Below are 24,919 nucleotides of genomic sequence, written 5' to 3'. Positions count from 1 at the left end.
ACATGATTTGGGACGCTCTGACCCTGCAGCTTGGCTATAACGCCACGCTGGTCGCAGTTGGTGCGACGTTGCTGGGTGTATCGGCCGGTGTGACAGGGACATTCCTGTTCCTACGCAAACGTGCGCTGGTCAGCGATGCCATCAGTCATGCAACTCTGCCGGGCGTCTGTCTGGCCTTTATGGTCTTGGTCGCGCTGGGCGGGGATGGGCGCAATCTGCTGGGCTTGCTGGCAGGGTCTGCAATTTCAGCGTGGGTTGGGCTTCTTTGCATGAACTGGTTGACACGGCGCACCCGACTTGCCGAAGACGCAGCAATCGGTGCAGTTCTGTCTGTCTTTTTTGGCTTTGGGATCGTTCTACTGACGATCATTCAAACCATGGGCGTCGGGCGTCAGGCAGGGTTGGAGGGCTTCCTGTTAGGCTCGACCGCTGGAATGCTGTGGGCAGATGCCATGATCATCGCCATCGGTGGCGCGGCGACGCTGCTTCTGGTTCTGATCCTGCGTCGCCCGATGACCCTTGTCGCGTTTGACCCGGAATATGCTGCCGCTCGTGGCTTGCCAATCCATCGCATCGATCTTGCGATGATGGGGCTGGTCATGGCGGTCACTGTGATCGGCCTGAAAATTGTGGGCTTGATCCTGATCGTGGCACTTCTGATCATTCCGGCAGTCACAGCGCGGTTCTGGTCCGAGCGTTCCGAGCACGTCGTCCTGCTTGCGGGGCTTGCCGGAGGTCTGGCCGGGTACATCGGTGCTGCTATTTCCGCTTCTGCCCCCAACTTGCCGACTGGACCGATCATCGTGCTGGTCAGCTTTGCATTCTTCGTCCTGTCCCTGTTCTGCGCCCCAAAGCGCGGGGTTCTGGCGGCGGTGTTGCGGCATCTGCGCTTCCAGCGCCGGGTGCATATCCGCCAGGGTCTGTTGGCGCTGGCGCAGGGGCAGAAAATTTATGAACCTCTTACGCTGCGTTTGTTGCGCCGTGCAGGGATGGTCCGGCCAGACGGCGTTGCCACGGACTCAGGCAAGGCGCGGGCGGCCAAGGCGCTGCGCGACGAAAAACGCTGGGAGATCGTCCGCGCGGATCAGGCGCATGAGGCGACGGCTGCGCTCTATGACGGGTTACGGGATATCGAAACAGTCCTGACCCGTGACCAGATCGCTGAAATCGACCGTCAAATCGGTGGGCCGCAAGGAGTGCCGGTATGAGTGGTGAAGAATTTGTCCCGCTGTCGTTGACGCCGCTGCTGATTGGCACATTTGCGGCCATTGCCTGCGCCTTGCCCGGCAACTTTCTGGTGCTGCGCAAACAAGCGCTGATTGGCGACGCGATCAGCCATGTGGTGCTGCCGGGTATCGTGGTGGCGTTCCTGGTGACCGGGGCGATATCGACCTGGCCAATGATGCTGGGCGCTGCTGGGGCGGCGATTGTGGCTGTGGTTCTGATCGAAGCCATTCGCCGGCTGGGTCAGATCGAACCCGGTGCCGCCATGGGTGTTGTCTTTACCACAATGTTTGCGGCAGGCGTTTTACTGCTCGAGCAAACTGACACCTCGACCGTGCATCTGGATGTGGAACATGCGCTTTACGGCAATCTGGAAAGCCTGATCTGGCTGGACGCAACCGGTTGGGGATCCTTGCTGGATGTCGAAGCTCTTGCGGGTTTGCCACCTGAATTGCCTCGGATTGCTCTAACTCTGGTGGGCGTGTCTGTGTTCACCTGGCTGTTCTGGCGACCGCTAAAGATTTCCACCTTCGATGAAGGATTTGCGCGCACGATCGGCATTCGCACGGGTGCTCTGAGCATGGCATTGGTGATAGTAGCGGCCATCGCGGCGGTGGCGGCATTTGACGCGGTGGGCTCGATCATCGTGATCGCCATGTTCATCTGCCCTCCGGCGGCGGCGCGTTTGCTGACCAACCGGCTCGAGGCGCAGATTGTCTGGAGCATAGTGTTCGCCACGGCCTCGGCAGTGTCGGGCTATGTATTGGCAGGATACGGCCCCTTGTGGTTGGGCGGGTCGGATGCAGTCAGCGCGGCTGGCATGATTGCCACGATGTCTGGTCTGATACTTGCCGCAGCCGCCATGTTCGGACCGTGCCGCGCGCGGGTCGGGGCGCACACATCTGTGTGATCGGGCATGTTCCCGCCGCACCTATCCGCACGTCATAGGCCAATCTCTGCCCAGATGCCCAAATGATGAATCTTAAGCAGCTTTTAATCTGGTCACATGTTACACGCCGTCCATTCATTAGCTGAATCACACCACTCACTTGGTACGTCCGGGTGGACCTGAGCGCTAAGCCGTTCACGGCCATCCGGACACCCCCTCTCTGATCAAAAGACCTGCGTAAACCAGTGGCAGAATCGTACGCGGCTGTGCTAGGTCTAGGGGTATGGCGCAGGCAAACCCCAATATCAGCGAAAATCGCCCGGTGATCCGGCAACTGGATGACGCTGCAATCAACAGGATTGCAGCCGGTGAGGTGGTGGAACGTCCGGCCTCTGCCGTGAAGGAACTGGTCGAGAACGCAATCGACGCAGGGGCCACGCGGATCGCCATCGATATTGCGGATGGGGGCAAGACCCTGATCCGCGTCACGGATGACGGCTGTGGTATTTCGGCGGATGATCTGCCGCTGGCGTTGTCCCGCCATGCCACGTCAAAGATTGATGGGTCGGACCTGCTGAACATCCATACCTTTGGGTTTCGCGGAGAGGCGCTGCCTTCTTTGGGTGCGGTCGGGCGACTGACCATCTCCAGCCGCGTACCGGGTGCCGAGGCGGCGCAGATCCACGTTGCGGGCGGCAAGGTGGGCGCGGTCAAACCCGCCGCCCTGCGCGCGGGCGCAGTCGTCGAACTGCGCGATCTGTTCTTTGCCACGCCCGCCCGGCTGAAGTTTATGCGCACCGACCGGGCCGAGACGCAAGCCATCACCGATACGGTGAAACGGCTGGCCATGGCCGAGCCATCCGTAACCTTCACGCTGCGCGATGTGTCCGGTGGCGGTGAAGGTCGTGTGACCTTCCGCGCGGATCGCGAGAACGGAGATCTCTTCGATGCGCTCCACGCCCGCCTGGCCCGCGTGATCGGGCGCGAGTTTGCCGAGAATGCGCTGCAAATCGACGCCACGCGCGAAGGCATCCGGCTTTATGGCTATGCTGCCTTGCCGACCTATTCGCGCGGTGCTGCGGTGGCGCAGTATCTTTTTGTTAATGGCCGCCCTGTGCGTGACAAGATGCTGACTGGCGCTTTGCGGGCCGCCTATTTCGATTTCCTTAGCCGGGATCGGCATCCGGCGGCGGCTTTGTTCATCGACTGTGACCCGACGCTGGTGGATGTGAACGTTCATCCCGCCAAATCCGAGGTACGGTTCCGCGACCCCGGCGTTGCGCGCGGTCTGATTGTGTCCAGCCTGCGCCATGCTCTGGCCGAGGCCGGGCATCGGGCATCCTCGACCGTGGCCAATGCGACCCTGGGGGCGATGCGGCCCGAACCTGCGCAATCTGCCCCGGCCCGTGTGTATCAGATGGATCGACCTTCGCCAGCAGCGCGACAGGCGGCCTACTGGGCGCAATCTCCGGGCTTTGCTGAACTGGCTCAGGATTACAGCGGCAGCATTGTCGAGCCCACCCCGGTTTCGCCGATTGCCGAGACAGAAGAACCTCAACCGCAGGACCTGCCATTGGGGGCTGCGCGGGGGCAGGTGCACGAGAATTACATTATCGCGCAAACCGCCGACGGTATGGTGATCGTGGATCAGCACGCTGCACATGAACGGCTGGTTTATGAAAAGCTGAAAACCCAGATGGCGGAAAACAGCGTTGCGGCGCAGGCGCTTCTGATCCCGGAAATCGTGGAGTTGTCTGAAGGCGATTGTGCGCGTCTGATGGCTGTTGCTGATAACTTGACGCGCTTTGGTCTGACCATTGAACCCTTCGGTGGCGGGGCCATCGCTGTGCGTGAAACTCCTGCCATTTTGGGCGAGGTCGATGCCCGCGCGATGATCCTAGATATTCTTGATGAGTTGGCTGATCAGGGCGAAAGCCAGATGGTGCAGGCAAAGATCGAGGCAATCCTCAGCCGGGTGGCCTGCCACGGTTCTGTCCGCTCCGGCCGCCGGATGCGTGCCGAAGAGATGAACGCCCTGCTGCGCGAGATGGAGGCGACGCCACATTCCGGTCAGTGCAATCATGGGCGGCCGACTTACGTGGAATTGAAGCTCAGCGATATCGAGCGGTTGTTCGGGCGCAGTTGATCTGTCGTTCAGAACCTATTATGAAGATCGAAACAAAACGAGAACATAAAGACTGACATGATCCAGATTGCAGGCACCCAAATCCCAGTAGATGACCCGGTCTTTTTGACCGGTGGCGGGGTTGTCCTGCTGATCCTGCTGCTTTTGTTCCTGTCGCTGCGGGCGGCCAATCGCTCGGCCCGGATGGCCGAACCTCTGGCGCGGCAGATGGCGCATCTGGGACAGCATGTGCAGCAACTGGGGCAGGGGCAGGAACAATTGCGCGGCGGTCTTCAGCATGTCTCGGACACGCAGGCCAATGCGCAGGTGCAAGTGATCCAAACGGTTGAAGCGCGCCTGTCCTCGGTTCAGCAGCAGATGAATGACCGGCTGGCGGACAACGCGATGAAGTCTGCACGCGCGCTGGCCGAAATGCAGGAGCGGATGAAAGAATCGCTGCATGGGTCATCGAAACAGACCGCGACATCCCTGACCCAATTGCAGGAGCGTCTGGCCGCGATCGACAAAGCGCAGGACAATATCACCAAACTGTCTGGTGACGTTCTCAGCCTGCAGGATATCCTGTCGAACAAGCAGACGCGTGGAGCGTTTGGCGAAATCCAGCTGACGGACATTGTCTCAAAGGCACTGCCAAGGGACAGTTTCCAGTTGCAGGCTACCCTGTCGAATGGGCGTCGTGCGGACTGCCTTATCCATCTGCCGAACCCGCCCGGCCCCATCGTGATCGACAGCAAATTCCCGCTGGAGGCGTATGAAGCGCTGATCGGCGCAACCAATGACGCTGAGCTGAAAGCGGCGTTGCAGATGTTCCGCAGCACAGTGCGTAAACATATCAACGACATTGCCGAGAAGTACATCCTGGACGGTGAAACCGCCGATGGTGCGCTGATGTTTCTGCCGTCCGAAGCTGTTTATGCCGAGCTTCACGCCAAGTTCCCTGAGCTGGTTCAGGAAAGTTTCAGCAAGCGCGTGTGGATCGTTTCACCCACCACCTGTATGGCGACGCTGAACACGATGCGCGCGATCCTGAAAGATGCCCGGATGCGCGAACAGGCAGGTGCGATCCGCAAAGAATTGGGATTGCTGCACAAGGATGTGGAGCGTCTGGGTGATCGTGTGACCAATCTGGATCGTCATTTTGGTCAGGCGGCCAAGGATATCTCGGAAATCAAGATCAGCGCGGAAAAAGCTGGCCGACGGGCGCAGCGTCTGGACAATTTCGATTTCGAAGAAATCGCACCTGATGCCGCGTCAGACGTTGTGCCTTTGGCGCGTCACGAAGGTTGAGACTTACTGGATCGACAAGTCCAGGTTGTACCCGACGGTTTTGCCGGTATCTCGGTCATTGCCCATCAGATAAACACGGATTGTATAGTCTCCGTCCTCTGGCAGGTTAATCCGGGCGGTGTTGCCGTCAATCGATCCATTGTAGATCGCGACCCCATCACTGCCCGGGGGCAGGATGTTGAAATAGACCACGCCGTTCCCATTGGTGTCACTAACCTGAAGGTCGGCAAACATCTCCTGACCGGCTTTTGCACCCAACACATAGTCGAAGTATTCGTCGCCAGTGACAGCCCCGTTGACCATGGTGCCATAACTGCCGGACTGAAATTGCACCTCTGCGGTCATCTGGGCAAACGCCGCAGGCGCGAAACAAAGCAGAAGGGCCGACAAAAGAAGTTTTCCTGTCATATCTGTTTCCCTTCAAGCTTCGCTTTGGCCGGAACCCACCAGCAGTCAGATGCGCAGGAAGGGCTGGAATAAGCGCGGCATAAGCTTGTTGAATTTCAACGGTGCATCTGTGACTGCAAGACAAATGCAGTCTTCCGAGATATCCGCGACAGGTGTGTGTTCCAAATCCTCGTCAGCGATTTCAACGTCGCCGCGGGCAAAGTGATCCACCTCGTCCGAAAACGCGCCCTGCAGAACCATAGTCAGTTCCATGCCCTGATGACCGTGATCCGGGACCGCAGCACCGGCCGGGATGAACAACAACCGTGCCGTGGCCTCTTTGGTGGTCGGCAGAATGGCCTGCTTCACACCCATTCCAATGGATTTCCAGCGGATGTCAGCGACTGTGCCGCCCACATAGTCCTGCAAGGGGGTTGGCAGAACGGCGCAGCCCGGTCGCGCGGGCTTGGGGGTCGGGGCACCCTGCGCAATTAAGGCCATGGTCGCCGCGAGGGAGGTATCAGACATGGCGACCGAGCCTGCCTGATCATCCAGAACCTGCCCGCCAACGGCGTCAAAGCTCTCGGCCCGTGCGCGGCAATGGTCACACAGGGAAAGATGGGTTGCGACCATCAGATCGAACGCCTCGGGCAGATTTCCTGCGGCATACGCCATCAGCAGGTCATCTGTCAGGTGATGTTTAATCGACTTGCTCATCTTACTCATCTCAGTTCATCGCGTGGCGCAAGCGGTCCAGCGCCAGCCTAATACGTGATTTGATCGTTCCCAGGGGCAACCCGGTCTGAGACGCAATTTCGCGGTGACTCAGGTCGCCGAAATACGCCTTCTCGATCAGCTCTCTCTGCGCCTCAGGCAACGCCAAAATGGCGGTGCGCAACTGCGCGGTTTCCTGTTGCAGCGCGATTACGTCGTCCTGGTCAGGCTCGGCCTCGGGTCCCCATCCCAGTTCCTCGGGTTCGGGGCGGCGTTGCTTGCGCAGAACGTCGATGCGCTTGTTCCGAGCAATCGTGAAAACCCACGTGGCTACGGTGGCCCGTGTTGGATCGAACAGATGGGCCTTGTGCCACAAGGTCGCCATCACCTCTTGTGCGCATTCTTCGGCCATGGTGGCATCAGACCCTGATTTCATCAGGAACGCCTTGATGCGTGGCGCGAAGTGTTGGAACAGCTCGGCAAAGGCCGACTGGTCCTGCGCATCCCGGATGCGTTTGACGTGTTCCACCCACTCGGTTCTGGTGTCGCAACTGGCTTTCGTTCCGTTCACCTGTCTACCCTTGATGCGTTTCTTCCCGCGCCAAGGTTGAGGGGCGGCTGTGTCAGCCGCAGGTTCGTCCAAGGTCGCAGTATTGATCTCGGTAAACATAACCACATTACGGGCCGCGCCCCAAGCCGGATCACTTTATCGGGACATTATGATCCAACTCGCGCTATTTTCCGTAACACTACTATACAAATACGGCGGAAAACGATGCTGTTTTAAGCGGTTATGGGCAGGTCTGAAAACACACGATGGCAAAAGAAATAGATCATATCGCGGGCCACACCTATCACGGGCGCAAGGGCGGGATAGAAAACGCGTTTCGGTATTCGGTCGATTACATCCTGTTCGACCCCGAGGCCAAGTTGACAACGCCCCTGTTGTTTTCGCGTGACCGCGCAAACCTCGCCAATTGGCGTATGCGCGATCATGGCGGCGCGCCCGGTCAGGGCGAAGGTGCCGCGTGGGTGCGTACCCGCCTTGACGAGATGGCCGTGCCGCAACCGGCGCGGATCATGTTGCTGACCCAGCCACGGGTTCTGGGGCATGTCTTCAACCCTGTCAGCTTTTGGTTCTGCTTTGACGACAGCGACCAACTCTATGCGGTGGTGGCCGAGGTGACGAATACCTTTGGGACACGTCACAGCTATCTGTGCCACAAGCCTGACTTTGCGGTCATCGAACCATCGGATCGGGTGGTGGCGGACAAGCTGATGCATGTTTCGCCATTCCAGAAGATCGAAGGAAACTATACGTTCCGGTTTGATTTCCGCCCTGACAGGGTTGGTGTTTGGATCGACTATACTCGACCCGACGGAGGGTTGATCGCCACCTTGACCGGCCCCCGCCAGCCGCTGACCAATCGGGTGATCCTGTGGTCGTTGCTGCGGCGTCCGTTTGGGGCCCGGCGGACCTTTGCGCTGATTGTTTGGCAGGCGTTCAAACTGTGGCTGAAAAAGGCAACCTTCCGCCCGTTCCGCTCCCAACCTGTCCCCGACCAGCCAATGTCGCGCGTGCGGGACTGACCCGCAGTTTGCGTAAGATCAAAGACTCAGGCCCCTGTCGATGATTGTGATGGTTTGACAACCGCGAACAACAGGAGCTGAGGACATGTTGGAAATTTCGGCAAGGAAAGTTGCCCAGGTGGCCATGATGGGCCGCGAACTGAACCGGGCCGAGGGCGAGCTGCGGGCGTTCATTGATCGCATGGGTGAAGACGAGCAGGCCGAACTGGTCGCTATCATGTGGATTGGCCGCGAAAGCTTTTTCGCTGAGGATTTGGCCGAAGCCATCGCCACCGCCAAGTCCGAAGCCTCGACTCCCTGCGCCGACTACCTGATTGGAACCCCACACTTGTCGGATCACCTGGAGAACGGGTTGGATGCTTTGGGCATTTCGGCCGAGGATGTTGAGAACGACCTGATGTAGTTCGTTTTCCAAGCCAAATACGAGGATGGCGGTTTCGCCGCCATCTGGGCTTTATCTATGATTGAGATACACTTTGCTGGCGTAAATTGCAGACACGCTTCGGCATAACTCATCCGACGCGTGCCTTCTCCGGCCCAGTCTTAAACAAACCTTAATGATGCGCTTTGGTAACGTTAAGGCGGCGTCCCCAAGTTTGATTTCACCAAGACAACGCAAATCAAGTTTAGGAGGACAAAGACATGGTACATACCCAAGCAGTAAACACCCAGAACGGCCTTCTTGATGGTCTGTTTTCGAAGTACGCCGACAAAAAGGTCGAGCACTTCCGTCGCCGAATTCTTGCAAAAACTGTGCGTGATCTTGAGGCGCTGGATGATCAACAACTTGCCGATATCGGTGTTCAGCGGGACCAAATCAATCGATGCGCGTATGAGAGTGTTTACCACAACAAACCCTACCGCCAGTGATGGTGCGTTTGCCCTGAATTAACACATCCCCAGGTCTATGTTTGTGAGGTTATCCGTATGTTCGACGTTATCCCGCCCACCAATCAACCGGCACCGGCTGCCAGTGCATTGCTACTGTTCGACCGTGCCATGCGTATCCGATCGATCAGCTCCGACATTGTTCGTGCGGCACAGCATCTCAATGCGTTGACCGATCATCAATTGTCCGAGCTTGGCATCAATCGAAGCGACATCGAAGACACGATTGAGCGGTACATCTGAAGGCCCGAAAGGGAACGCAAGTCATGCCTAGCCAAGAACTATGAAAGCCATTCCAGCAAAACTGGGATGGCTTTCACCTTTCAATCAGGCCAAGTGATCGACGATCTGCAAATGCTGCGCCAGCGTGTCGATCTCTCCCATCCAACCCTGTACAAGCTTCGGATCGCTGGGCGCGGCGTGAACGCCCGCCGGGATCGCGCGGTTCAGAACCGCTTCGACGGCCAGAGACACCGGGATCGACACCAGACGCGCCATCGCGGTGCCGCGTGCATCCCCCCAGGCATCCATTACATAGGTCTTGTTCCAGACCTCGATGCCGTCTTTTTCGGCCTTCAGGCCAACGCACAGCACAACGCGGTCTGGTTCGCCCTCATCATAGGCGTTTTCGTCCCAGAACTGGTCCGACATCTCTTTCAGGCGGGCGTCGCCTTCGGGGCCGGAAAGAGTTTCGATCTCGGTGAACACGTCCGACCATGCTTCGGCCCAGCCGTTCAGACGCAGAGTGCCGCGGACGAATTCCTTGACCGGCCAGTGATCCTCGAAATGGTACTGCGCCATGAACGGGATCGAGTCGCGGTTCGGGTAAACCTCGAAGCTTTCCGGTGTGGGCAGCGGCGCGATATAGCTGCTGATGGCGTCCCAGGGGCGGGCAACATCCAGCGGGGCATAGTCGCGGATTGACTTCGAGGGCGAGCGCAACGCTTTCAGAACACCCAGAGGCGACCAGCTGAATTTGTAACGGAACGGGTTGGGGGTTTTCGGGATCCCGCCGCAATACGAGATAAAGCTCAGATGGTTTTCCGGGTCAAACGCATCCGAGGCGCGATAGTCGTCGACCAGCGCATGTGCCATCAGGTGATCGATGCCCGGGTCCAGCCCAACCTCGTTGATCAGCGCGACACCAGCCTCACGTGCCTTGTCGTCCAGCGCACGCATCTCGGGCGCGATGTACGAAGATGAGACGAAGTTGGCCTGTTTCGAGATCGCCAGCTCTGCCAGCGGAACATGCCAGTCGCCCGGCAGCATCGAGACGATCACATCGCCTTTGCCCAGCACCTCTCCCAGGGCGTCGATGTCGAACGCCCGGATGTCGTCGGTCAGGTCTCCGACCTCAGCCTTGGCCTTTTTGATGGTTCGGTTCCAGACGGTGACCTTGTGCCCGCCTTCGATCAGGCGGCGTAGGCCGGGGATGGCCGACAGGCCGGTGCCACACCAGTGAATCGTCATCGTTCAGATCCCTTCAATATGCGTTTTGTAGGTTGCTTCTGCCCGACCCCAGACGCCGCTGTCCAGATCGGTCAGAGTCAACAAGGACGGCAGCAATTGCGCGGCATAGTCTTCTGAGCTTTCGACCGGCAGCATGGACGGCAGGTTGTCGATGGCCATCACATCCATCACCGGATCATTCGCCACGCGAAGGGCAGGCGCGTCCCATGTAGTTGCGCGGTCGTAGACCGGCACTGGGTTGTAATCGCTGTCCGGGTCGCAGGCGACGTCGCCAATGGCGGTTAGCTTGCGTGGGGCGGTCAACGCCTCACGCGGAACAAAAACCGGCGTGCCGGGACGCGCGAAAATGCAGTTCAGAAACAGATCGTGGTTCAGAATCTCAGGGAACGGCCCGCCGCTGGCGGTCTCGGCCATGTCCCACTTGGTAACGGCAACACCCATGGCTTCGCACAGATCGGCAGCGCCGGTGCCAACGCGGCCCAAGGCGCCGATGACAATGGCGGTTGGTCGTTCGGCCCCTGTGGCGTCCAGTTCTGCCAGCAAATCGGCATTCAGCGCGTCCTTACCGGCATAAATCCCAACAGGAGGGCATTGCTCGCCCCGTTGCTGCGCAGCCCAGGTTTTCAGCGTGACTGCCGCACCGGCAAACCCGGCCCAATAGCCAAAGGCCGCAACCCGGCGACCATCTTCATCCACCAGATATTCCAGATCATACAGCGTGCCGCCCCCGGCCTTGAACCGATCCAGCAAAGCGCGGCCGGAATGCTGGCCCTTGTAGGCATGTCCGAACATGATGTGGCGGTGGGGCAGGGGCGTGCCATCTTCGGGCAACTCCTTGAGGCCGAATATGATCGCGTCCGCCGGGGCGTCGGGCCACGTGTTTTCAGGTGCGATCTCGCAGCCTGCGTCCTTGTAGCCGTCGATTGGAATGGCGCGGACATGGCTTTCCTCGACCGTCACGCGGATGCCAGCCGCGATCAGCGCTGCGGCCCCTTCGGGGGTCAGCCCAACCCGTTCCTCGTTCGGGCGCTGTTCTGCCCGGACCCAGAGATGTGTCATCGTAATTCCTTTTGTCAGAGCATTCCGGCGGCACGGACCGCCTGAACCGAAGGCCGCGCCTCCATCGCCTCGCGGAAGGCAAGAATTTTGGGAAAGGCCGAGACATCGACGCCGTCGCCTTCCAGCCAGCTGCAAACCACATAAAGATAGGCATCTGCCAGCGAGAATGCGTCACCCAGAACAAACGGCCCACGCAGGCCGTTTGAACAGATGTATTCACAGGATGCTGTCATGGTCTGTGGGACTTTATCCTTCATGTCTTTCCAGCTGGGCTTCTTGTCCGCCCATCGCGCTCCGCGCATCTTGTGCGCGTGGTTCACATGCATGGTCGACGCAAGATAGAACATCACTTCACGCATGCGCGCGGCCATCACTGGATCAGCAGGGACTAAACCTGCCGACGGCGCTTGGGCAGCGATAAACTCCAGCAACGCTCCGGTTTCGGTCAGGATGCCACCGTCAACCACCAGCGCCGGAACCCGACCTTTGGGGTTGATCTGACGGTAAGCCGGTTTGGTCTGCTCGCCCCCGGCGAAATCCAGTTGGATCGCTTCATACTCCAACCCTGCCTCTTCCAGAGCAATCGCAACAGCGACCGAGATTGTGTGAGGGGCAAAATAAAGCTGCATGGGGTATCTCCGATCTGACTACAGGTGGGTCTGCGCGAATTGCCGGTCGGGTGCCTCAAGATGCGGGACAGCATTGAACAGAACCGGACTTAGCTGGGCGCCAATCGGGTGCAGACGATGCATCGACGTGTTCATGATGGCAAGGGCTACACGCGCCATCGATGGAATATCCAACCCCATCGCCTGCCGCACCACCATCGAGATCAGCCCGCCCGAGGTGACAACAATGGCGGGTCCGCCTTCGGTTCCGATTTCACTCAGCGCATCACGAACACGGGTCTCGAACTCTTCGAAGGTTTCGGGCGTGTTCTTGATGTCGCCATTGGCCCAGGCGGCAAAGGTCTTGGGCAGATGTTCGACAAACCCCTCGCGATCCGTTGGGATTGCAATGCCGTGTTGTTCTTCGAGCAATTGCGCCAGTGTGAAATACTCGATCTCATTCAATCGTGCATCACGGATCGGGTCAGTCAGCCCCATGCTTTGGGCGGTTTCTGCATGGCGAGTCAGAGTGCCGCAATAAACGCGGGTATAGTGGCTGCGCGTGTCGCGCAGATGTGCGCCCAGCCAACGGGCTTGCTGATGCCCCAAGTCGCTGAGCTTGTCGTAACTTACTTCGTCGCGCGCTGCGGTATTGGCCTGCCCGTGCCGCACCAATGTGATATGTGACATGTTGGTCCCTCTTGCGCAGACGTCTTAGGGCAGGTTCCACCCCGGGACCAGAGGGGTTTCACCTGCCAAAGAAAAAATCCTCGCCGCGGTTTCATTTGTGGCTATGGTCTGCCCACGGAAAATTCGGAGGGTGTCATGCCAGTCAATCACGAACGGTTCTTGGCGGATTTGCACAAGCTGCGTGAATTTGGGGCGTCGGGTGTCGGCAAGGGCGTAGTCCGGCCGGCCTATTCACAAGCGGACATCGACGCGCGCAATTGGCTTGCTGAGCGTATGGTGGACGCCGGGCTGACACCACATTTCGACCCGGTCGGAAATCTGTTCGGGTTGGCCGAAGGTTCCTCGTTGCTGATGGGATCGCATTCCGACAGCCAGCCCGAGGGCGGTTGGCTGGACGGCGCGCTGGGCGTTATCGCCGCGCTGGAAATCGCGCGTTCCAGCGACCGGCCTATCTCGGTTGTCAGCTTTCAGGACGAAGAAGGCCGGTTTGGTGTGACCACAGGCTCTGCCGTGTGGTCCGGCGGCCTGCCGTTGGATCAGGCAGATGGTTTGACCGATGGCGCGGGCGTCAGTTTTGGTGCTGCGCGGTCCTCAATGTCCGAATTGTCTGGTGCTTTTGTGGACCCGTCCCGGTTCAACGGCTTTATCGAGATGCATATCGAACAAGGCCCGTCCCTGGACGCGGCAGGCGAGCAGATTGGCGTCGTCACCGATATTGTTGGCATCCGTGATATGTCGATCACTTTTGAGGGCCAGCAGAACCATGCAGGCACAACACCGATGCACCTGCGCCGGGATGCGTTTCAAGCGCTGTCCCTGTTCAATACCCGTCTCAATGAACGCTTCCGCAATGTGGTAACGCCACAGACTGTCTGGACCATCGGGCGTGTCGATGTGCATCCCAATGCCTCGTCTATCGTTCCGGGTCGGGTTCGGTTCTCGATGCAATGGCGCGATGGCGACGCGGATCGGCTGGTTCGGATGGAAAAGATCATTCGCGCAACAGCTCAGGAAGTCGCTGAAGAACAAGGGATGGCATTGGATTATGGCCCGATGCTGGGGCTCGAGCCTGTTGCCATGGACCAGACATTGCGGGAGGCGCTTGAAAGTGGTGCGCAGCAAGTAGCGCCGGAGAAATGGCGCAAGATGCCGTCGGGCGCATTGCACGACGCGACGAACGTGTCCCGCCTGATGCCTGTTGCCATGCTGTTTGTGCCTTCGATCAACGGAATCAGCCATGATTTCGCTGAAGATACCGCAGAATGTGATCTGCTTGCTGGTCTCAATGTGTTGGATGTCGCCGTACAGGCGCTTGGTGGGTGACGATGTAAGGTGAAGTAAAAGTATTTATTTATCAATATTTTAAATTCCCACCAAATAGAGCCGCGCCGGAGAATGAGCGACATCAGGTGTCGAGGCGGAAACGATCAGATAAGGAGTGTTGCCTAAGGGAAAAAAGTTTCCTATAGGAACATTAATGTGCATACGCCTGTATGCAGACGTGTCGCAAAGGCAGTGTTTAAGGCGCAAGCTGACTGGAATCGTTGCAATCTTTTCAGCTTGGGGCAGACTGACGAGGCGGCACTCTAAACGCTAGATACGGAAAGTACCCGCCATGACCGATATTAGACGCACGCCCTTGTACGATTTGCATGTTGAGTTGGGTGGTAAGATGGTTGATTTTGCGGGTTGGGAGATGCCTGTCCAGTATCCGCTGGGGATCATGGGGGAGCATAAGCAGTGTCGTGAGAAGGCGGCGTTGTTTGATGTGTCTCACATGGGTCAGGTGATTTTGCGCGGTGAGAATGTGGGTGAGAAGCTGGAAGCTTTGTGCCCTCAGGCTTATGCGACGCTGAAGGAAGGCAAGGCGCGGTACGGGTTCTTTACCAACGCAGATGGCGGGATCATGGATGACCTGATCGTGTCGAATGCGGGCGATCATTACTTTGTGGTGGTGAACGCGGCGCTGCGGCATCAGGACATTCCGCATATGCAGGCCAATCTGGACGGCGTCGAAGTGACCGAGATCTTCGACCGCGCGCTGGTGGCCGTGCAAGGCCCCAAGGCCGAAGAGGTAGTCGGGGAACTCTGCCCCGCTGCCCGCGATCTGAAGTTCATGGAAACCACTGTGGCCGATATCAACGGCGTTGAATGCCGCATCTCGCGTCTGGGCTATACCGGCGAGGATGGGTATGAGATCTCGATCCCCGAGGACAAGGCGATCGAGATCTGCAAGGCGTTCCTGGCGCATGAAGATTGCGAACCTGCGGGTCTGGGCGCGCGCGACAGCCTTCGGCTCGAGGCGGGCCTGTGCCTTTACGGCAATGACATCGACCAGAGCACCTCGCCGATCGAGGCCAGCCTGGGCTGGGCCATTCAGAAACGCCGCAAGGAAGAAGGCGGCTTTCCGGGCGCGGATCGCGTGCAAAAGGAACTGGCCGAGGGCGCGGCGCGCAAGCTGGTGGGCATCAAGCCCGAAGGCCGGGCACCGGCGCGTCAGGGCGTCGAGGTGCAATGCCTTGAGGGCAACACGATTGGTCAGATCACCTCGGGCAGCTTTGGCCCCACGGTGGGTGGCCCGGTTGCGATGGGCTATGTGAGCAAAGGCCATGGCGCGCCGGGTGAGAAGGTGAACCTGATCATCCGGGGCAAGGCGCAACCGGCCGAGATCGTGGCGCTGCCCTTCGTCACACAGAATTACAAGCGTTGAAGTCAGGAGAGAGACAAGATGGCAACCTATTATTCCGAAGAACATGAATGGCTGACCGTTGAGGGCGACACCGCCACGCTGGGCATCACCAAACACGCGGCTGAACAGCTGGGTGAGGTGGTGTTTGTCGAGCAGCAGGAAGTGGGCGACGAGTTCGAGAAAGACGGCGAGATCGGCGTGATCGAATCCGTCAAAGCGGCCTCGGAACTTTACGCCCCGGTCGATGGCGAGATCGTTGAAGTGAACGAAGCGCTGGCCGACAACCCCGGCGCGCTGAACGACGACCCCGAGGGCGAAGCCTGGATCTACAAGGTCAAGATTGCGGACGCGTCGCAGCTTGAAGACCTGATGGACGAGGCCGGATACAAAGCCTTCATCGGCTGACCCAAACCCGGAGCCCCGTCTTTGGGGCTCCCCCGCTTCATCTTTTTCCAAATACTCCCGCCGGAGGCTCCCGCAGTCTCCGCCGGCCCTGACCTATCCGTGAGGAGCGCAAAGATGGCCTTCAAACTGACCGACTACGAAGCCTATGACTTCGCCAATCGCCGCCACATTGGCCCAAGCCCAACCGAGATGCGCGACATGCTCAAGGTGATCGGCTTCAAGACGCTGGACGAACTGATCGACGCCACCGTCCCGCCCGCGATCCGGCAGAAAGAGCCGCTGGACTGGGGTCCGGCGATGACGGAACGTGATGCTCTGTTCCACATGAAAGAGGTGGCGAGCAAGAACAAGGTTCTGACCTCGCTGATCGGTCAGGGCTATTACGGCACCACCACACCCGCGCCGATCCTGCGCAACATCCTGGAAAACCCGGCCTGGTACACCGCCTACACGCCGTACCAGCCCGAGATCAGCCAGGGTCGTCTTGAGGCGCTGTTGAACTTCCAGACCATGGTCTCTGACCTGACCGGGCTGGACGTGGCCAACGCCTCCTTGCTGGACGAAGCCACAGCGGCTGCCGAAGCCATGGCGATGGCCAAGCGTGGCGGGCGTTCGAAAGCCAACAACGCGGCCTTCTTTGTCGACAAGAACTGCCACCCGCAGACCATCGCGGTCATTAAGACACGCGCCGAGCCTCTGGGCATCGACGTGCAGGTGGGTGATCCCGACGGCCTGGATGCGGGCGCGGTCTTTGGTGCGATCTTCCAATACCCGGGTACCCACGGCCATGTGCGCGACTTCACCAAAGAAATCGCCGCGCTGCACGAACATAAAGCCATTGCCATCGTCGCCGCCGACATCCTGTCGCTGGCGCTGCTGAAGTCACCGGGCGAGATGGGCGCGGATATCGCCATCGGCTCGACCCAGCGCTTTGGCGTTCCGATGGGTTATGGCGGCCCGCACGCCGCCTATATGGCAACCACCGACAAGCTGAAGCGCTCGATGCCGGGCCGGATCATCGGTGTCAGCATCGACAGCCGTGGCAACAAGGCCTATCGCCTGTCGCTGCAAACCCGCGAGCAGCATATCCGCCGTGAGAAGGCGAACTCGAACGTCTGCACCGCGCAGGCGCTGCTGGCGGTCATTGCCTCGATGTATGCGGTCTATCACGGCCCCGACGGCATCAAGGCCATCGCGCAATCGGTGCACCGCAAGACCTCGCGCCTGGCCGCTGGTCTGGAAGAGGCGGGCTTTGCCGTTGAGCCGGAGGTGTTCTTCGACACCATCACGGTTGAGGTTGGCCACCTGCAGAAGACCGTCATGGAAGCTGCCGTGGCGCGCGGTGTCAACCTGCGCAAGGTCGGCGAGACCAAGGTCGGCATCAGCCTGGACGAACAGACCCGCCCCGAGACCATCGAGGCCGTCTGGGGTGCCTTTGGCATCGACCGCACCGATGACAGCTCGAACAAGCAGTACCGCCTGCCGGACTATGCGCTGCGGGAAAGCGAATACCTGACCCACCCGATCTTCCACAAGAACCGGGCCGAGGCCGAGATCACGCGTTATATGCGCCGTCTGGCCGACCGCGATCTGGCGCTGGACCGGGCGATGATCCCGCTGGGCTCGTGCACCATGAAGCTGAACGCCACGATCGAGATGATCCCGGTCACCTGGCCCGAGTTTGGCAATCTGCACCCGTTCTGCCCCGAAGATCAGGCGCAGGGCTATCACGAGATGATCGCCGACCTGAACGACAAGCTGTGCCAGATCACCGGCTATGACGCGATCTCCCAGCAGCCCAACTCGGGCGCGCAGGGCGAATATGCGGGCCTTCTGACCATCCGCAACTACCACTTCGCGCGCGGCGAAGGTCAGCGGAACGTCTGCCTGATCCCAACCTCGGCGCATGGCACCAACCCGGCTTCGGCCCAGATGGTGGGCTGGCAGGTTGTGCCGGTTCTGGCGGATGAGAACGGCAATATCGATGTGGCCGACTTCCGCGCCAAGGCGGAAAAGCATTCGGACAACCTTGCCGCCTGCATGATCACCTACCCGTCGACCCATGGCGTGTTCGAGACCACCGTGCAGGAGGTCTGCCAGATCACCCATGATCACGGCGGTCAGGTCTATATCGACGGCGCCAACATGAACGCCATGGTGGGTCTGTCGCGTCCGGGGGATATTGGCGGTGACGTCAGCCACCTGAACCTGCACAAGACCTTCTGCATCCCGCATGGCGGGGGCGGCCCCGGCATGGGTCCGATCGGCGTCAAGGCGCATCTGGAAGAGCACCTGCCCGGCCACCCGGAATACGGCACCGCCTTGGGTCCGGTCTCGGCAGCGCCCTTCGGGTCGCCCTCGATCCTGCCGGTCAGCTGGGCTTATGTGCTGCTGATGGGCGGCGCGGGTCTGACGCAGGCGACCAAAGTGGCGATCCTGAACGCCAATTACATCGCGGCGCGGCTCAAGGATGCTTATCCGATCCTCTACACCTCGGAAACGGGGCGTGTGGCGCATGAATGCATCCTCGACACCCGTCCGCTGGACGAAGCGGCGCATGTCACCGTCGACGATGTGGCCAAGCGTCTGGTCGATTCAGGCTTCCACGCGCCGACCATGAGCTGGCCGGTGGCGGGCACCCTGATGGTGGAACCCACGGAATCGGAACCCATGGCCGAACTGGATCGTTTCTGCGATGCTATGCTGTCCATCCGGGCGGAAGCGCAGGACATCATCGACGGCAAGATCGACGCGGAGAACAACCCGCTGAAAAACGCCCCCCACACGGTGCGCGATCTGGTCGGCGACTGGGACCGCCCCTACACCCGTGAACAGGCCTGCTTCCCTCCGGGCTCCATGGGCGTCGACAAATACTGGTCCCCCGTCAACCGCGTCGACAACGCATATGGCGACAGAAACCTCGTCTGCACATGCCCCCCAATGGAAGAATATCTCGACGCAGCCGAGTAAACCCAAAACAAAACCCCGCCAAATCAATGGCGGGGTTTTCGCCAATCGGAAACAAGCGTTCCGATGTGATGCCTCTTCAAATGTCGTTTTTGTCCGGCCAAGCGTCTTTTCCGCTTGCTGCAGCTGCAAAGCCCCCATAGCTCTGTCCGTGGGACACCCCTCCCCAACGAGGGGCGTGTATCTGGAAGGGTAATACAGATGACGATTGAACAACCGGCAACGCGGCCGGAAAATCCGCGTTTTTCCTCGGGCCCTTGTGCCAAACCCCCCACATTTGAGCTGTCCAAGCTGGCCGATGCCGCGCTGGGTCGTTCGCACCGCGCTGCTGTTGGCAAGGATAAGCTGAAAGCTGCCATCGAAGGCACGCGTGAGGTGCTGGGCATTCCTGCGGATTACAAGATCGGCATCGTTCCTGCCTCGGACACCGGCGCTGTTGAGATGGCGCTGTGGTCGCTGCTAGGTGAGCGCAAGGTCGAGATGCTGGCTTGGGAGAGCTTTGGTGCGGGCTGGGTGACGGATGTGGTTAAGCAGCTAAAGATCGACGCCGAGGTTAAAACCGCCGATTACGGGAATATCGTCGATCTTGATTCGGTCGATTTCGCCAATGACGTCGTGTTTACGTGGAACGGCACCACCTCTGGCGTGCGGGTTCCCAACGGCGACTGGATCGCAGAAGACCGTCAGGGTCTGACAATCTGCGATGCCACCTCGGCGGCCTTTGCAATGGACCTGCCCTGGGACAAGCTGGATGTGACCACCTTTAGCTGGCAAAAGGTTCTGGGCGGCGAAGCAGCGCATGGGATGTTGATCCTGAGCCCTCGTGCCGTTGAACGGCTGGAAAGCTACACCCCAGCATGGCCGCTGCCCAAGATTTTCCGTCTGACCAAAGGCGGAAAGCTGATCGACGGTATCTTTACCGGTGCCACGATCAACACGCCTTCTATGTTGGCGGTCGAGGATTACCTGTTTGCGCTGGACTGGGCGCGCTCGGTCGGTGGCTTGCAGGGTTTGATTGCTCGTGCGGACGCAAATGCCAATGCGGTTCATGTGTTCTGTACACAAAATGACTGGATTGCCAATCTGGCCGAAGACGCGGCGACGCAGTCGAACACATCCGTGTGCCTGAAATTCACCGACGCGCGCATTCAGGACGGAGCCGCCTTCGCCAAGGCTGTGGCCAAACGGCTTGAGGTTCAGAATATCGCGCTGGACATCGGGGCCTACCGCGACGCGCCTGCGGGTCTGCGTATCTGGTGCGGCGGTACGGTTGAGACCTCGGATATCGAGGCGATGTTGCCTTGGTTGGCCTGGGCCTTCGAGGCCGAGATCGCAGCGCAAACCGAAGCTGCCTGACCTTTTTTGCCGGGCCGGTTCAGGCCCGGACCTTCCATACAATTCAAGGACCAGAGATATGGCCCCTAAAGTACTCGTATCTGACAAGCTCAGCGAAACCGCCGTGCAGATTTTCCGCGATCGCGGCATCGATGTGGATTTCATGCCCGATCTGGGCAAGGACAAAGACAAGCTGGCCGAGGTGATCGGTCAGTATGACGGTCTTGCCATTCGTTCCGCCACCAAGGTCACACCGACCATCCTGGAGAAAGCCGACAAGCTGAAGGTCATTGGCCGCGCTGGTATCGGCACGGACAATATCGACAAGGATGCCGCTTCGAAGAAAGGCGTGATTGTGATGAACACGCCGTTCGGCAACATGATCACGACCGCAGAACATGCGATTGCGATGATGTTTGCCGTGGCGCGGCAAATCCCCGAGGCCAGCACTTCGACCCATGCGGGCAAGTGGGAAAAATCCAAGTTCATGGGGATCGAGCTGACCAACAAGACGCTCGGCGTAATTGGTGCTGGCAACATTGGTGGTATCGTCTGCGAGCGCGCATTGGGCCTGAAGATGAAGGTCGTCGCCTATGACCCCTATCTGGGCGAAGAGAAGGCCGCGCAAATGGGCGTGGAAAAAGTCGAGCTGGACGAGTTGCTGTCGCGCGCGGACTTCATCACGCTGCACGTGCCGTTGACCGACCAGACCCGCAACATCCTGAGCCGTGAGAACCTTGCCAAAACCAAGAAAGGCGTGCGCATCATCAACTGCGCCCGTGGCGGTCTGGTCGATGAAGACGCTCTGGCCGAGGCGCTGCAATCCGGTCACGTGGCCGGTGCCGCTTTTGACGTGTTCAGCGAGGAACCCGCCAAGGAAAACGCGCTGTTCAATCTGCCCAACGTGGTCTGCACGCCCCACCTTGGTGCGGCTACGACCGAAGCGCAGGAAAACGTGGCGTTGCAGGTGGCCGAGCAGATCTCGAACTACCTGCTGACCGGTGCTGTGGAAAATGCGCTGAACATGCCCAGCGTCACTGCCGAAGAAGCAAAGGTTATGGGGCCTTGGATCAAGCTGGCCGGGCATTTGGGCAGCTTTATCGGCCAGATGACAGATGAGCCGGTCAAGGCGATCAACATCCTCTATGACGGTGTGGCCGCTGAAATGAACCTGGCTGCGCTGAACTGCGCAGTGGTCGCGGGGATCATGAAGAAGTTCAACCCCGAGGTGAATATGGTTTCAGCCCCGGTTGTCGCCAAGGAACGCGGGATCAAAATCTCGACCACCAATCAGGACAAATCGGGCGCGTTTGAGGGCTACATCAAAGTCACCGTTGTAACCGATAAGCGCGAACGTTCGATCGGGGGCACCGTGTTCAGCGACGGCAAGCCGCGCTTTATCCAGATCAAGGGCATCAATATCGATGCCGAGATCGGCGCTCATATGCTGTACACGACCAACGAAGACGTTCCGGGTATCATTGGTGCGCTGGGTCAGACTATGGGTGAGAACAACGTTAACATCGCGAACTTTACCCTTGGTCGGTCCGAGGCAGGCGGTGAAGCCATTGCGCTGCTTTACGTGGACGAACCGGTTCCGGCCGAGGCACGCGCCAAGCTGGCGGAAACGGGCTTGTTCACGCAGATCAAACCATTGGTGTTTGATGTCGCCTGACGTGGCCTGTTGAGTTTGAGAAACAGTTCAGGACCCGGTTTTGAAAAGATCCGGGTCCTTTGTTCGCTGAAACCGTGTTCTGAGGCACAAGCGAGCTGAACCTTACCGGCGGAGGATGTCAATGACACAGCCTGTCTATGTAATCGGCGATTTGCACGGGCAGGTGGCCGAGCTAGAGCGCGCACTTTCTCTGATCCAACATGATGGTGGCCCGGATGCTCAGGTGGTGTTTTTAGGGGATTATGTGGATCGCGGCCCCGATAGTCGGGGCTTGATTGATCACCTGATCACCGGGCGTGATGCGGGTCGGAACTGGATCACCCTGCTGGGCAATCACGACCGTATGTTCGCCTGGTTCATGGAAGACATCCCGCGCCACGATCCGCATCTACTTGTGGGGTATCACTGGCTACATGACCGGTTGGGCGGAATCGAGACATTGCGCAGTTACGGAGTGGAGTTTGAAGGTCAAATCCGGCTGGAAGACTTGCACCGGATGGCAAAGGGGGCAGTGCCGAAATCGCACCTGACCTTCCTGCGCGATCTGGTGTTGATGCACCAAACGCCCGAGCTTGCTTTTGTTCATGCGGGCATTCGCCCGGGCATGCCGCTCAACGAACAACGGGCAAGTGATCTGGTCTGGATCAGGCAGGAATTTCACAACCATCGAGGTCCGCATCCCAAGCTGATCGTGCATGGTCACACGCCAGTGGATCAGGCGAAGCATTATGGAAATCGCGTCAACCTGGATACAGGCGCGGGCTATGGGCGTCCGGTGGGTGTGGCCGTGTTTGAGGGGCAGACCTGTTGGGAACTGACTGAAAAAGGACGCAGTCTTTTGACCCCTTAATTCGACGCACACGCGCAAGGTATTGGAGAATGAATATGTATGTCGCAACTTTGCTGACCAATCCTGCAGCGCCTTCGCTGGACCGCGCCCTGCCCGAGTCGTTGCGCAATGCGTGGGGTGGTGGGGATGTTGTCTGGCTCAGCCCGGATGAGGCGGTAGAGTTTGAACTAAGCGACATGCCCGACAATCGCTGGGACGTCTGGGCGGACTTGCAGGGCATGGGTGTCGACCTGATCGTGCAATCTGCAGAAGGGCGGCGCAAAAAGATGCTGCTGGCCGATATGGACAGCACGATGATCCAGCAAGAATGCATCGATGAACTGGCGGATGAAGCCGGTGTGGGAGACAGGGTCAAGGACATCACTGCCCGAGCCATGAACGGAGAGCTGGACTTTGAGGGGGCGCTGATCGAACGGGTCGGTTTGCTCAAGGATTTGGATGAAAGCGTCATTGGCAAAGTTCTGAACGAACGGATCACCCTCATGCCCGGTGGTAAGGCATTGTTGGCCACGATGCGGTCGAACGGTGCCTATGCTGCGTTGGTATCGGGCGGATTCACAGCCTTCACGGCACGGGTGGCAGAGTTGCTGGGTTTTGATGAAAACCGGGCCAATACGCTGTTGGCTGAAGACGGGAAACTGACGGGCGATGTGGCGCGTCCGATTTTGGGACGTCAGGCCAAGATCGAAGCACTGGAACAGATCTCAACTCGGCTTGGCCTGTCTGAAAATGACGTGATGGCAGTGGGCGACGGGGCAAATGACCTTGGAATGCTGGGCCGGGCGGGGACCGGGGTTGCCCTTCATGCCAAGCCTTCGGTTGCCGCCCAATGCGACGTGCGCGTGAATCACGGTGACCTGACGGCGCTGCTTTATCTGCAAGGTTACAGCCGCGCTGACTTAGCAGACGAAAAACCGAGGCTATCTTTTATTTAACATTTGTGTTAAATAGCGGTCATGAGCACGCTTCTGACCGCCTTTTCAGCACTGTCTGACGCCACCCGATTCTCGATTGTTGAACAATTGATGGAACAGGGTGAACTGCCTGCCGGTGACCTGATCGAAGGGCGAGGTGTCTCGGGGGCTGCGATCTCGCGCCATTTAAAGGTCTTGCGTGAAGCTGGTTTGGTGCAGCAGCGCGTCCAGGGCACACAGCGGATGTATTCTGTCCGTCCCGAAGGGCTGCGGATGATCGCCGATTGGACCATATCCAAACGTCAATTCTGGGAAAGCAGCCTCGATCGTCTGAGTGACATTATCGAAAGGGAGAATTCATGGCCGACCTGAAATTGGAACGGGACTTCCCCGTCAGCCCTGAAGATTTGTTTGCATGGATCAGCGACGGCAGCAGGTTATTGCAGTGGTGGGGTCCCGAAGGGATGCACGTGCCCGAGCACAATCTGGATTTTTCGCGAACAGGCCCATGGTATTCGGTGATGGAGAATGGAGAGGGCCAACAATACAAGGTTTCAGGCCATGTGACCCATGTCGATCCACCTAAATCAGTGGGTTTCACATGGGGCTGGCATGATGATCAGGACCAGCGCGGCAACGAAAGCCACGTGACCTTGTCGGTTGCGGCGACAAGCACCGGATCACGACTGACACTGGATCACCGGGAACTGGCCGATGCCGAAGCGGCGGCCAACCACAATCAGGGTTGGACATCTTCGCTGCGCAAACTCGAAGCACTTTGTAAATAGGTTTTCATCAGGGAGGAGCGACATGCCCCAATTTTTGTTTGTCTATCATGGGGGTCACACCCCAACCGACCCCGCCGAGATTGAGGCGACCATGGCCGCCTGGGGTGCCTGGTTTCAGGACATGGGTGAGGCGCTGGAGATCCCGGGTAACCCGGTGGGCCAGTCCTATACCGTCAGCAGCAGCGGGGTCGTCGACAATGGCGGTGCGAACCCGGCCTCGGGCTTTACGGTGATCAAGGCCGACAGCATCGACGCAGCGACCGCGATGGCTAAGGGTTGTCCGATGGTCGTCAACGGTTCAGGCTCGGTCGAAGTGGCCGAGGTGCATGAGATCGAGATGTGAG

The 24,919-nt window shown here is 59.1% G+C and carries 26 protein-coding genes; 19 read left to right on the top strand and 7 right to left on the bottom strand.

Translation table 11 applies throughout. The annotated features are described in order from the left end of the window. Positions 1-2: 2 nt before the first annotated feature. From ACXADZ_RS16100 to ACXADZ_RS16085, 4 genes are all read left to right on the top strand, one after another. Positions 3-1,208 carry a metal ABC transporter permease gene (locus tag ACXADZ_RS16100; RefSeq protein ID WP_475197856.1) on the top strand — a complete coding sequence of 402 codons (1,206 nt, stop codon included), beginning with the start codon at positions 3-5 and terminating at the stop codon, positions 1,206-1,208. Then, positions 1,205-2,134 carry a metal ABC transporter permease gene (locus tag ACXADZ_RS16095; protein ID WP_475197854.1) on the top strand — a complete coding sequence of 310 codons (930 nt, stop codon included), beginning with the start codon at positions 1,205-1,207 and terminating at the stop codon, positions 2,132-2,134. Before ACXADZ_RS16100 ends, ACXADZ_RS16095 begins: the two co-directional genes overlap by 4 nt. 262 nt (positions 2,135-2,396) lie before the next feature. Further along, a complete protein-coding gene (gene mutL, locus ACXADZ_RS16090) occupies positions 2,397-4,259 on the top strand; it encodes a DNA mismatch repair endonuclease MutL (RefSeq protein ID WP_475197852.1) in 1,863 nt (620 codons plus the stop codon). A 57-nt stretch (positions 4,260-4,316) separates the two neighbouring features. Further along, positions 4,317-5,546 (top strand): DNA recombination protein RmuC, encoded by a 1,230-nt coding sequence (locus tag ACXADZ_RS16085; RefSeq protein WP_475197850.1) that lies wholly within the window; start codon positions 4,317-4,319, stop codon positions 5,544-5,546. A gap of 3 nt (positions 5,547-5,549) precedes the next feature. On the opposite strand, the gene ACXADZ_RS16080 is transcribed toward ACXADZ_RS16085, so the two are convergent. Genes ACXADZ_RS16080 through ACXADZ_RS16070 form a run of 3 tightly spaced genes read right to left on the bottom strand, consistent with a single transcriptional unit; the run spans position 5,550 to position 7,317 of the window. Continuing rightward, positions 5,550-5,954 carry a hypothetical protein gene (locus tag ACXADZ_RS16080; protein ID WP_475197848.1) on the bottom strand — a complete coding sequence of 135 codons (405 nt, stop codon included), beginning with the start codon at positions 5,952-5,954 and terminating at the stop codon, positions 5,550-5,552. A 45-nt stretch (positions 5,955-5,999) separates the two neighbouring features. Continuing rightward, on the bottom strand, positions 6,000-6,650 hold the full coding sequence (locus tag ACXADZ_RS16075; protein ID WP_475197846.1) for a ChrR family anti-sigma-E factor: 651 nt from the start codon (positions 6,648-6,650) through the stop codon (positions 6,000-6,002). Positions 6,651-6,660: 10 nt separating this feature from the next. Continuing rightward, positions 6,661-7,317 (bottom strand): sigma-70 family RNA polymerase sigma factor, encoded by a 657-nt coding sequence (locus ACXADZ_RS16070; protein ID WP_171670578.1) that lies wholly within the window; start codon positions 7,315-7,317, stop codon positions 6,661-6,663. Between the two features lie 146 nt (positions 7,318-7,463). Here ACXADZ_RS16070 and ACXADZ_RS16065 point away from each other — a divergent pair, with 146 nt between their 5' ends. From ACXADZ_RS16065 to ACXADZ_RS16050, 4 genes are all read left to right on the top strand, one after another. Further along, complete coding sequence (locus tag ACXADZ_RS16065) at positions 7,464-8,237, top strand: DUF1365 domain-containing protein (protein WP_475197845.1); 774 nt, start codon at positions 7,464-7,466, stop codon at positions 8,235-8,237. A gap of 85 nt (positions 8,238-8,322) precedes the next feature. Next, a complete protein-coding gene (locus ACXADZ_RS16060; protein WP_171093320.1) occupies positions 8,323-8,640 on the top strand; it encodes a DUF3775 domain-containing protein in 318 nt (105 codons plus the stop codon). A gap of 239 nt (positions 8,641-8,879) precedes the next feature. Further along, on the top strand, positions 8,880-9,107 hold the full coding sequence (locus tag ACXADZ_RS16055) for a DUF1127 domain-containing protein (protein WP_171093323.1): 228 nt from the start codon (positions 8,880-8,882) through the stop codon (positions 9,105-9,107). Between the two features lie 57 nt (positions 9,108-9,164). Next, positions 9,165-9,368 (top strand): DUF1127 domain-containing protein, encoded by a 204-nt coding sequence (locus ACXADZ_RS16050; protein WP_171093325.1) that lies wholly within the window; start codon positions 9,165-9,167, stop codon positions 9,366-9,368. A gap of 84 nt (positions 9,369-9,452) precedes the next feature. On the opposite strand, the gene ACXADZ_RS16045 is transcribed toward ACXADZ_RS16050, so the two are convergent. From ACXADZ_RS16045 to ACXADZ_RS16030, 4 genes are read right to left on the bottom strand one after another with little or no spacing between them, the layout of a single operon-like run. Then, complete coding sequence (locus ACXADZ_RS16045; protein ID WP_475197843.1) at positions 9,453-10,595, bottom strand: saccharopine dehydrogenase family protein; 1,143 nt, start codon at positions 10,593-10,595, stop codon at positions 9,453-9,455. A gap of 3 nt (positions 10,596-10,598) precedes the next feature. Continuing rightward, complete coding sequence (locus tag ACXADZ_RS16040; RefSeq protein WP_475197840.1) at positions 10,599-11,654, bottom strand: saccharopine dehydrogenase; 1,056 nt, start codon at positions 11,652-11,654, stop codon at positions 10,599-10,601. Positions 11,655-11,668: 14 nt separating this feature from the next. Beyond that, entirely contained in the window at positions 11,669-12,283 is a 615-nt protein-coding gene (locus tag ACXADZ_RS16035; protein WP_171670572.1) for a glutathione S-transferase family protein, read from the bottom strand. Positions 12,284-12,301: 18 nt separating this feature from the next. Continuing rightward, entirely contained in the window at positions 12,302-12,952 is a 651-nt protein-coding gene (locus tag ACXADZ_RS16030) for a histidine phosphatase family protein (protein ID WP_475197837.1), read from the bottom strand. Positions 12,953-13,087: 135 nt separating this feature from the next. On the opposite strand from ACXADZ_RS16030, the gene ACXADZ_RS16025 reads away from it, so the two are divergent. The 11 genes from ACXADZ_RS16025 to ACXADZ_RS15975 all read left to right on the top strand — a co-directional run bounded on the left by ACXADZ_RS16025 (position 13,088) and on the right by ACXADZ_RS15975 (position 24,918). Then, positions 13,088-14,275, top strand: coding sequence for a Zn-dependent hydrolase (locus ACXADZ_RS16025; protein WP_475197835.1), 1,188 nt, complete (start codon positions 13,088-13,090; stop codon positions 14,273-14,275). Between the two features lie 292 nt (positions 14,276-14,567). Beyond that, positions 14,568-15,662, top strand: coding sequence for a glycine cleavage system aminomethyltransferase GcvT (gene gcvT, locus ACXADZ_RS16020; RefSeq protein ID WP_475197831.1), 1,095 nt, complete (start codon positions 14,568-14,570; stop codon positions 15,660-15,662). An 18-nt stretch (positions 15,663-15,680) separates the two neighbouring features. Continuing rightward, on the top strand, positions 15,681-16,046 hold the full coding sequence (gene gcvH / locus ACXADZ_RS16015) for a glycine cleavage system protein GcvH (RefSeq protein ID WP_171096793.1): 366 nt from the start codon (positions 15,681-15,683) through the stop codon (positions 16,044-16,046). A 114-nt stretch (positions 16,047-16,160) separates the two neighbouring features. Next, positions 16,161-19,016 carry an aminomethyl-transferring glycine dehydrogenase gene (gene gcvP / locus ACXADZ_RS16010; RefSeq protein ID WP_475197829.1) on the top strand — a complete coding sequence of 952 codons (2,856 nt, stop codon included), beginning with the start codon at positions 16,161-16,163 and terminating at the stop codon, positions 19,014-19,016. A gap of 198 nt (positions 19,017-19,214) precedes the next feature. Next, positions 19,215-20,369: a phosphoserine transaminase gene (locus ACXADZ_RS16005; RefSeq protein WP_475197827.1), complete on the top strand. Its 1,155-nt coding sequence runs from the start codon at positions 19,215-19,217 to the stop codon at positions 20,367-20,369. A gap of 58 nt (positions 20,370-20,427) precedes the next feature. After that, complete coding sequence (gene serA / locus ACXADZ_RS16000; RefSeq protein WP_171095699.1) at positions 20,428-22,023, top strand: phosphoglycerate dehydrogenase; 1,596 nt, start codon at positions 20,428-20,430, stop codon at positions 22,021-22,023. 121 nt (positions 22,024-22,144) lie between these two features. Then, the gene (locus ACXADZ_RS15995) at positions 22,145-22,873 is read left to right on the top strand and encodes a metallophosphoesterase family protein (RefSeq protein ID WP_475197825.1); all 729 of its coding nucleotides are present in this window, start codon (positions 22,145-22,147) and stop codon (positions 22,871-22,873) included. A gap of 35 nt (positions 22,874-22,908) precedes the next feature. Then, the gene (serB, locus tag ACXADZ_RS15990; RefSeq protein WP_475197821.1) at positions 22,909-23,808 is read left to right on the top strand and encodes a phosphoserine phosphatase SerB; all 900 of its coding nucleotides are present in this window, start codon (positions 22,909-22,911) and stop codon (positions 23,806-23,808) included. Positions 23,809-23,829: 21 nt separating this feature from the next. Beyond that, positions 23,830-24,159 (top strand): ArsR/SmtB family transcription factor, encoded by a 330-nt coding sequence (locus tag ACXADZ_RS15985; protein WP_475197819.1) that lies wholly within the window; start codon positions 23,830-23,832, stop codon positions 24,157-24,159. After that, entirely contained in the window at positions 24,147-24,575 is a 429-nt protein-coding gene (locus ACXADZ_RS15980; RefSeq protein ID WP_475197817.1) for an SRPBCC family protein, read from the top strand. The genes ACXADZ_RS15985 and ACXADZ_RS15980 overlap by 13 nt, the downstream gene beginning before the upstream one ends. Before the next feature lie 22 nt (positions 24,576-24,597). After that, a complete protein-coding gene (locus ACXADZ_RS15975) occupies positions 24,598-24,918 on the top strand; it encodes a YciI family protein (protein WP_171095708.1) in 321 nt (106 codons plus the stop codon). Position 24,919: the final 1 nt, after the last annotated feature.

It is taken from the genome of Ruegeria sp. ABM4_193, from assembly GCF_056158705.1.
Note: the sequence above shows the minus strand (reverse complement) of the source record. Positions and strands in the feature narration are given on the sequence as shown.

Bases quoted from the DNA above. Each gene is read 5' to 3' on its own strand.
- ACXADZ_RS16100 (WP_475197856.1), top strand. From the start codon at position 3: ATGATTTGGGACGCTCTGACCCTGCAGCTTGGCTATAACGCCACGCTG.
- ACXADZ_RS16095 (WP_475197854.1), top strand. From the start codon at position 1,205: ATGAGTGGTGAAGAATTTGTCCCGCTGTCGTTGACGCCGCTGCTGATT.
- mutL (WP_475197852.1), top strand. From the start codon at position 2,397: ATGGCGCAGGCAAACCCCAATATCAGCGAAAATCGCCCGGTGATCCGG.
- ACXADZ_RS16085 (WP_475197850.1), top strand. From the start codon at position 4,317: ATGATCCAGATTGCAGGCACCCAAATCCCAGTAGATGACCCGGTCTTT.
- ACXADZ_RS16080 (WP_475197848.1), bottom strand. From the start codon at position 5,954: ATGACAGGAAAACTTCTTTTGTCGGCCCTTCTGCTTTGTTTCGCGCCT.
- ACXADZ_RS16075 (WP_475197846.1), bottom strand. From the start codon at position 6,650: ATGAGCAAGTCGATTAAACATCACCTGACAGATGACCTGCTGATGGCG.
- ACXADZ_RS16070 (WP_171670578.1), bottom strand. From the start codon at position 7,317: ATGTTTACCGAGATCAATACTGCGACCTTGGACGAACCTGCGGCTGAC.
- ACXADZ_RS16065 (WP_475197845.1), top strand. From the start codon at position 7,464: ATGGCAAAAGAAATAGATCATATCGCGGGCCACACCTATCACGGGCGC.
- ACXADZ_RS16060 (WP_171093320.1), top strand. From the start codon at position 8,323: ATGTTGGAAATTTCGGCAAGGAAAGTTGCCCAGGTGGCCATGATGGGC.
- ACXADZ_RS16055 (WP_171093323.1), top strand. From the start codon at position 8,880: ATGGTACATACCCAAGCAGTAAACACCCAGAACGGCCTTCTTGATGGT.
- ACXADZ_RS16050 (WP_171093325.1), top strand. From the start codon at position 9,165: ATGTTCGACGTTATCCCGCCCACCAATCAACCGGCACCGGCTGCCAGT.
- ACXADZ_RS16045 (WP_475197843.1), bottom strand. From the start codon at position 10,595: ATGACGATTCACTGGTGTGGCACCGGCCTGTCGGCCATCCCCGGCCTA.
- ACXADZ_RS16040 (WP_475197840.1), bottom strand. From the start codon at position 11,654: ATGACACATCTCTGGGTCCGGGCAGAACAGCGCCCGAACGAGGAACGG.
- ACXADZ_RS16035 (WP_171670572.1), bottom strand. From the start codon at position 12,283: ATGCAGCTTTATTTTGCCCCTCACACAATCTCGGTCGCTGTTGCGATT.
- ACXADZ_RS16030 (WP_475197837.1), bottom strand. From the start codon at position 12,952: ATGTCACATATCACATTGGTGCGGCACGGGCAGGCCAATACCGCAGCG.
- ACXADZ_RS16025 (WP_475197835.1), top strand. From the start codon at position 13,088: ATGCCAGTCAATCACGAACGGTTCTTGGCGGATTTGCACAAGCTGCGT.
- gcvT (WP_475197831.1), top strand. From the start codon at position 14,568: ATGACCGATATTAGACGCACGCCCTTGTACGATTTGCATGTTGAGTTG.
- gcvH (WP_171096793.1), top strand. From the start codon at position 15,681: ATGGCAACCTATTATTCCGAAGAACATGAATGGCTGACCGTTGAGGGC.
- gcvP (WP_475197829.1), top strand. From the start codon at position 16,161: ATGGCCTTCAAACTGACCGACTACGAAGCCTATGACTTCGCCAATCGC.
- ACXADZ_RS16005 (WP_475197827.1), top strand. From the start codon at position 19,215: ATGACGATTGAACAACCGGCAACGCGGCCGGAAAATCCGCGTTTTTCC.
- serA (WP_171095699.1), top strand. From the start codon at position 20,428: ATGGCCCCTAAAGTACTCGTATCTGACAAGCTCAGCGAAACCGCCGTG.
- ACXADZ_RS15995 (WP_475197825.1), top strand. From the start codon at position 22,145: ATGACACAGCCTGTCTATGTAATCGGCGATTTGCACGGGCAGGTGGCC.
- serB (WP_475197821.1), top strand. From the start codon at position 22,909: ATGTATGTCGCAACTTTGCTGACCAATCCTGCAGCGCCTTCGCTGGAC.
- ACXADZ_RS15985 (WP_475197819.1), top strand. From the start codon at position 23,830: ATGAGCACGCTTCTGACCGCCTTTTCAGCACTGTCTGACGCCACCCGA.
- ACXADZ_RS15980 (WP_475197817.1), top strand. From the start codon at position 24,147: ATGGCCGACCTGAAATTGGAACGGGACTTCCCCGTCAGCCCTGAAGAT.
- ACXADZ_RS15975 (WP_171095708.1), top strand. From the start codon at position 24,598: ATGCCCCAATTTTTGTTTGTCTATCATGGGGGTCACACCCCAACCGAC.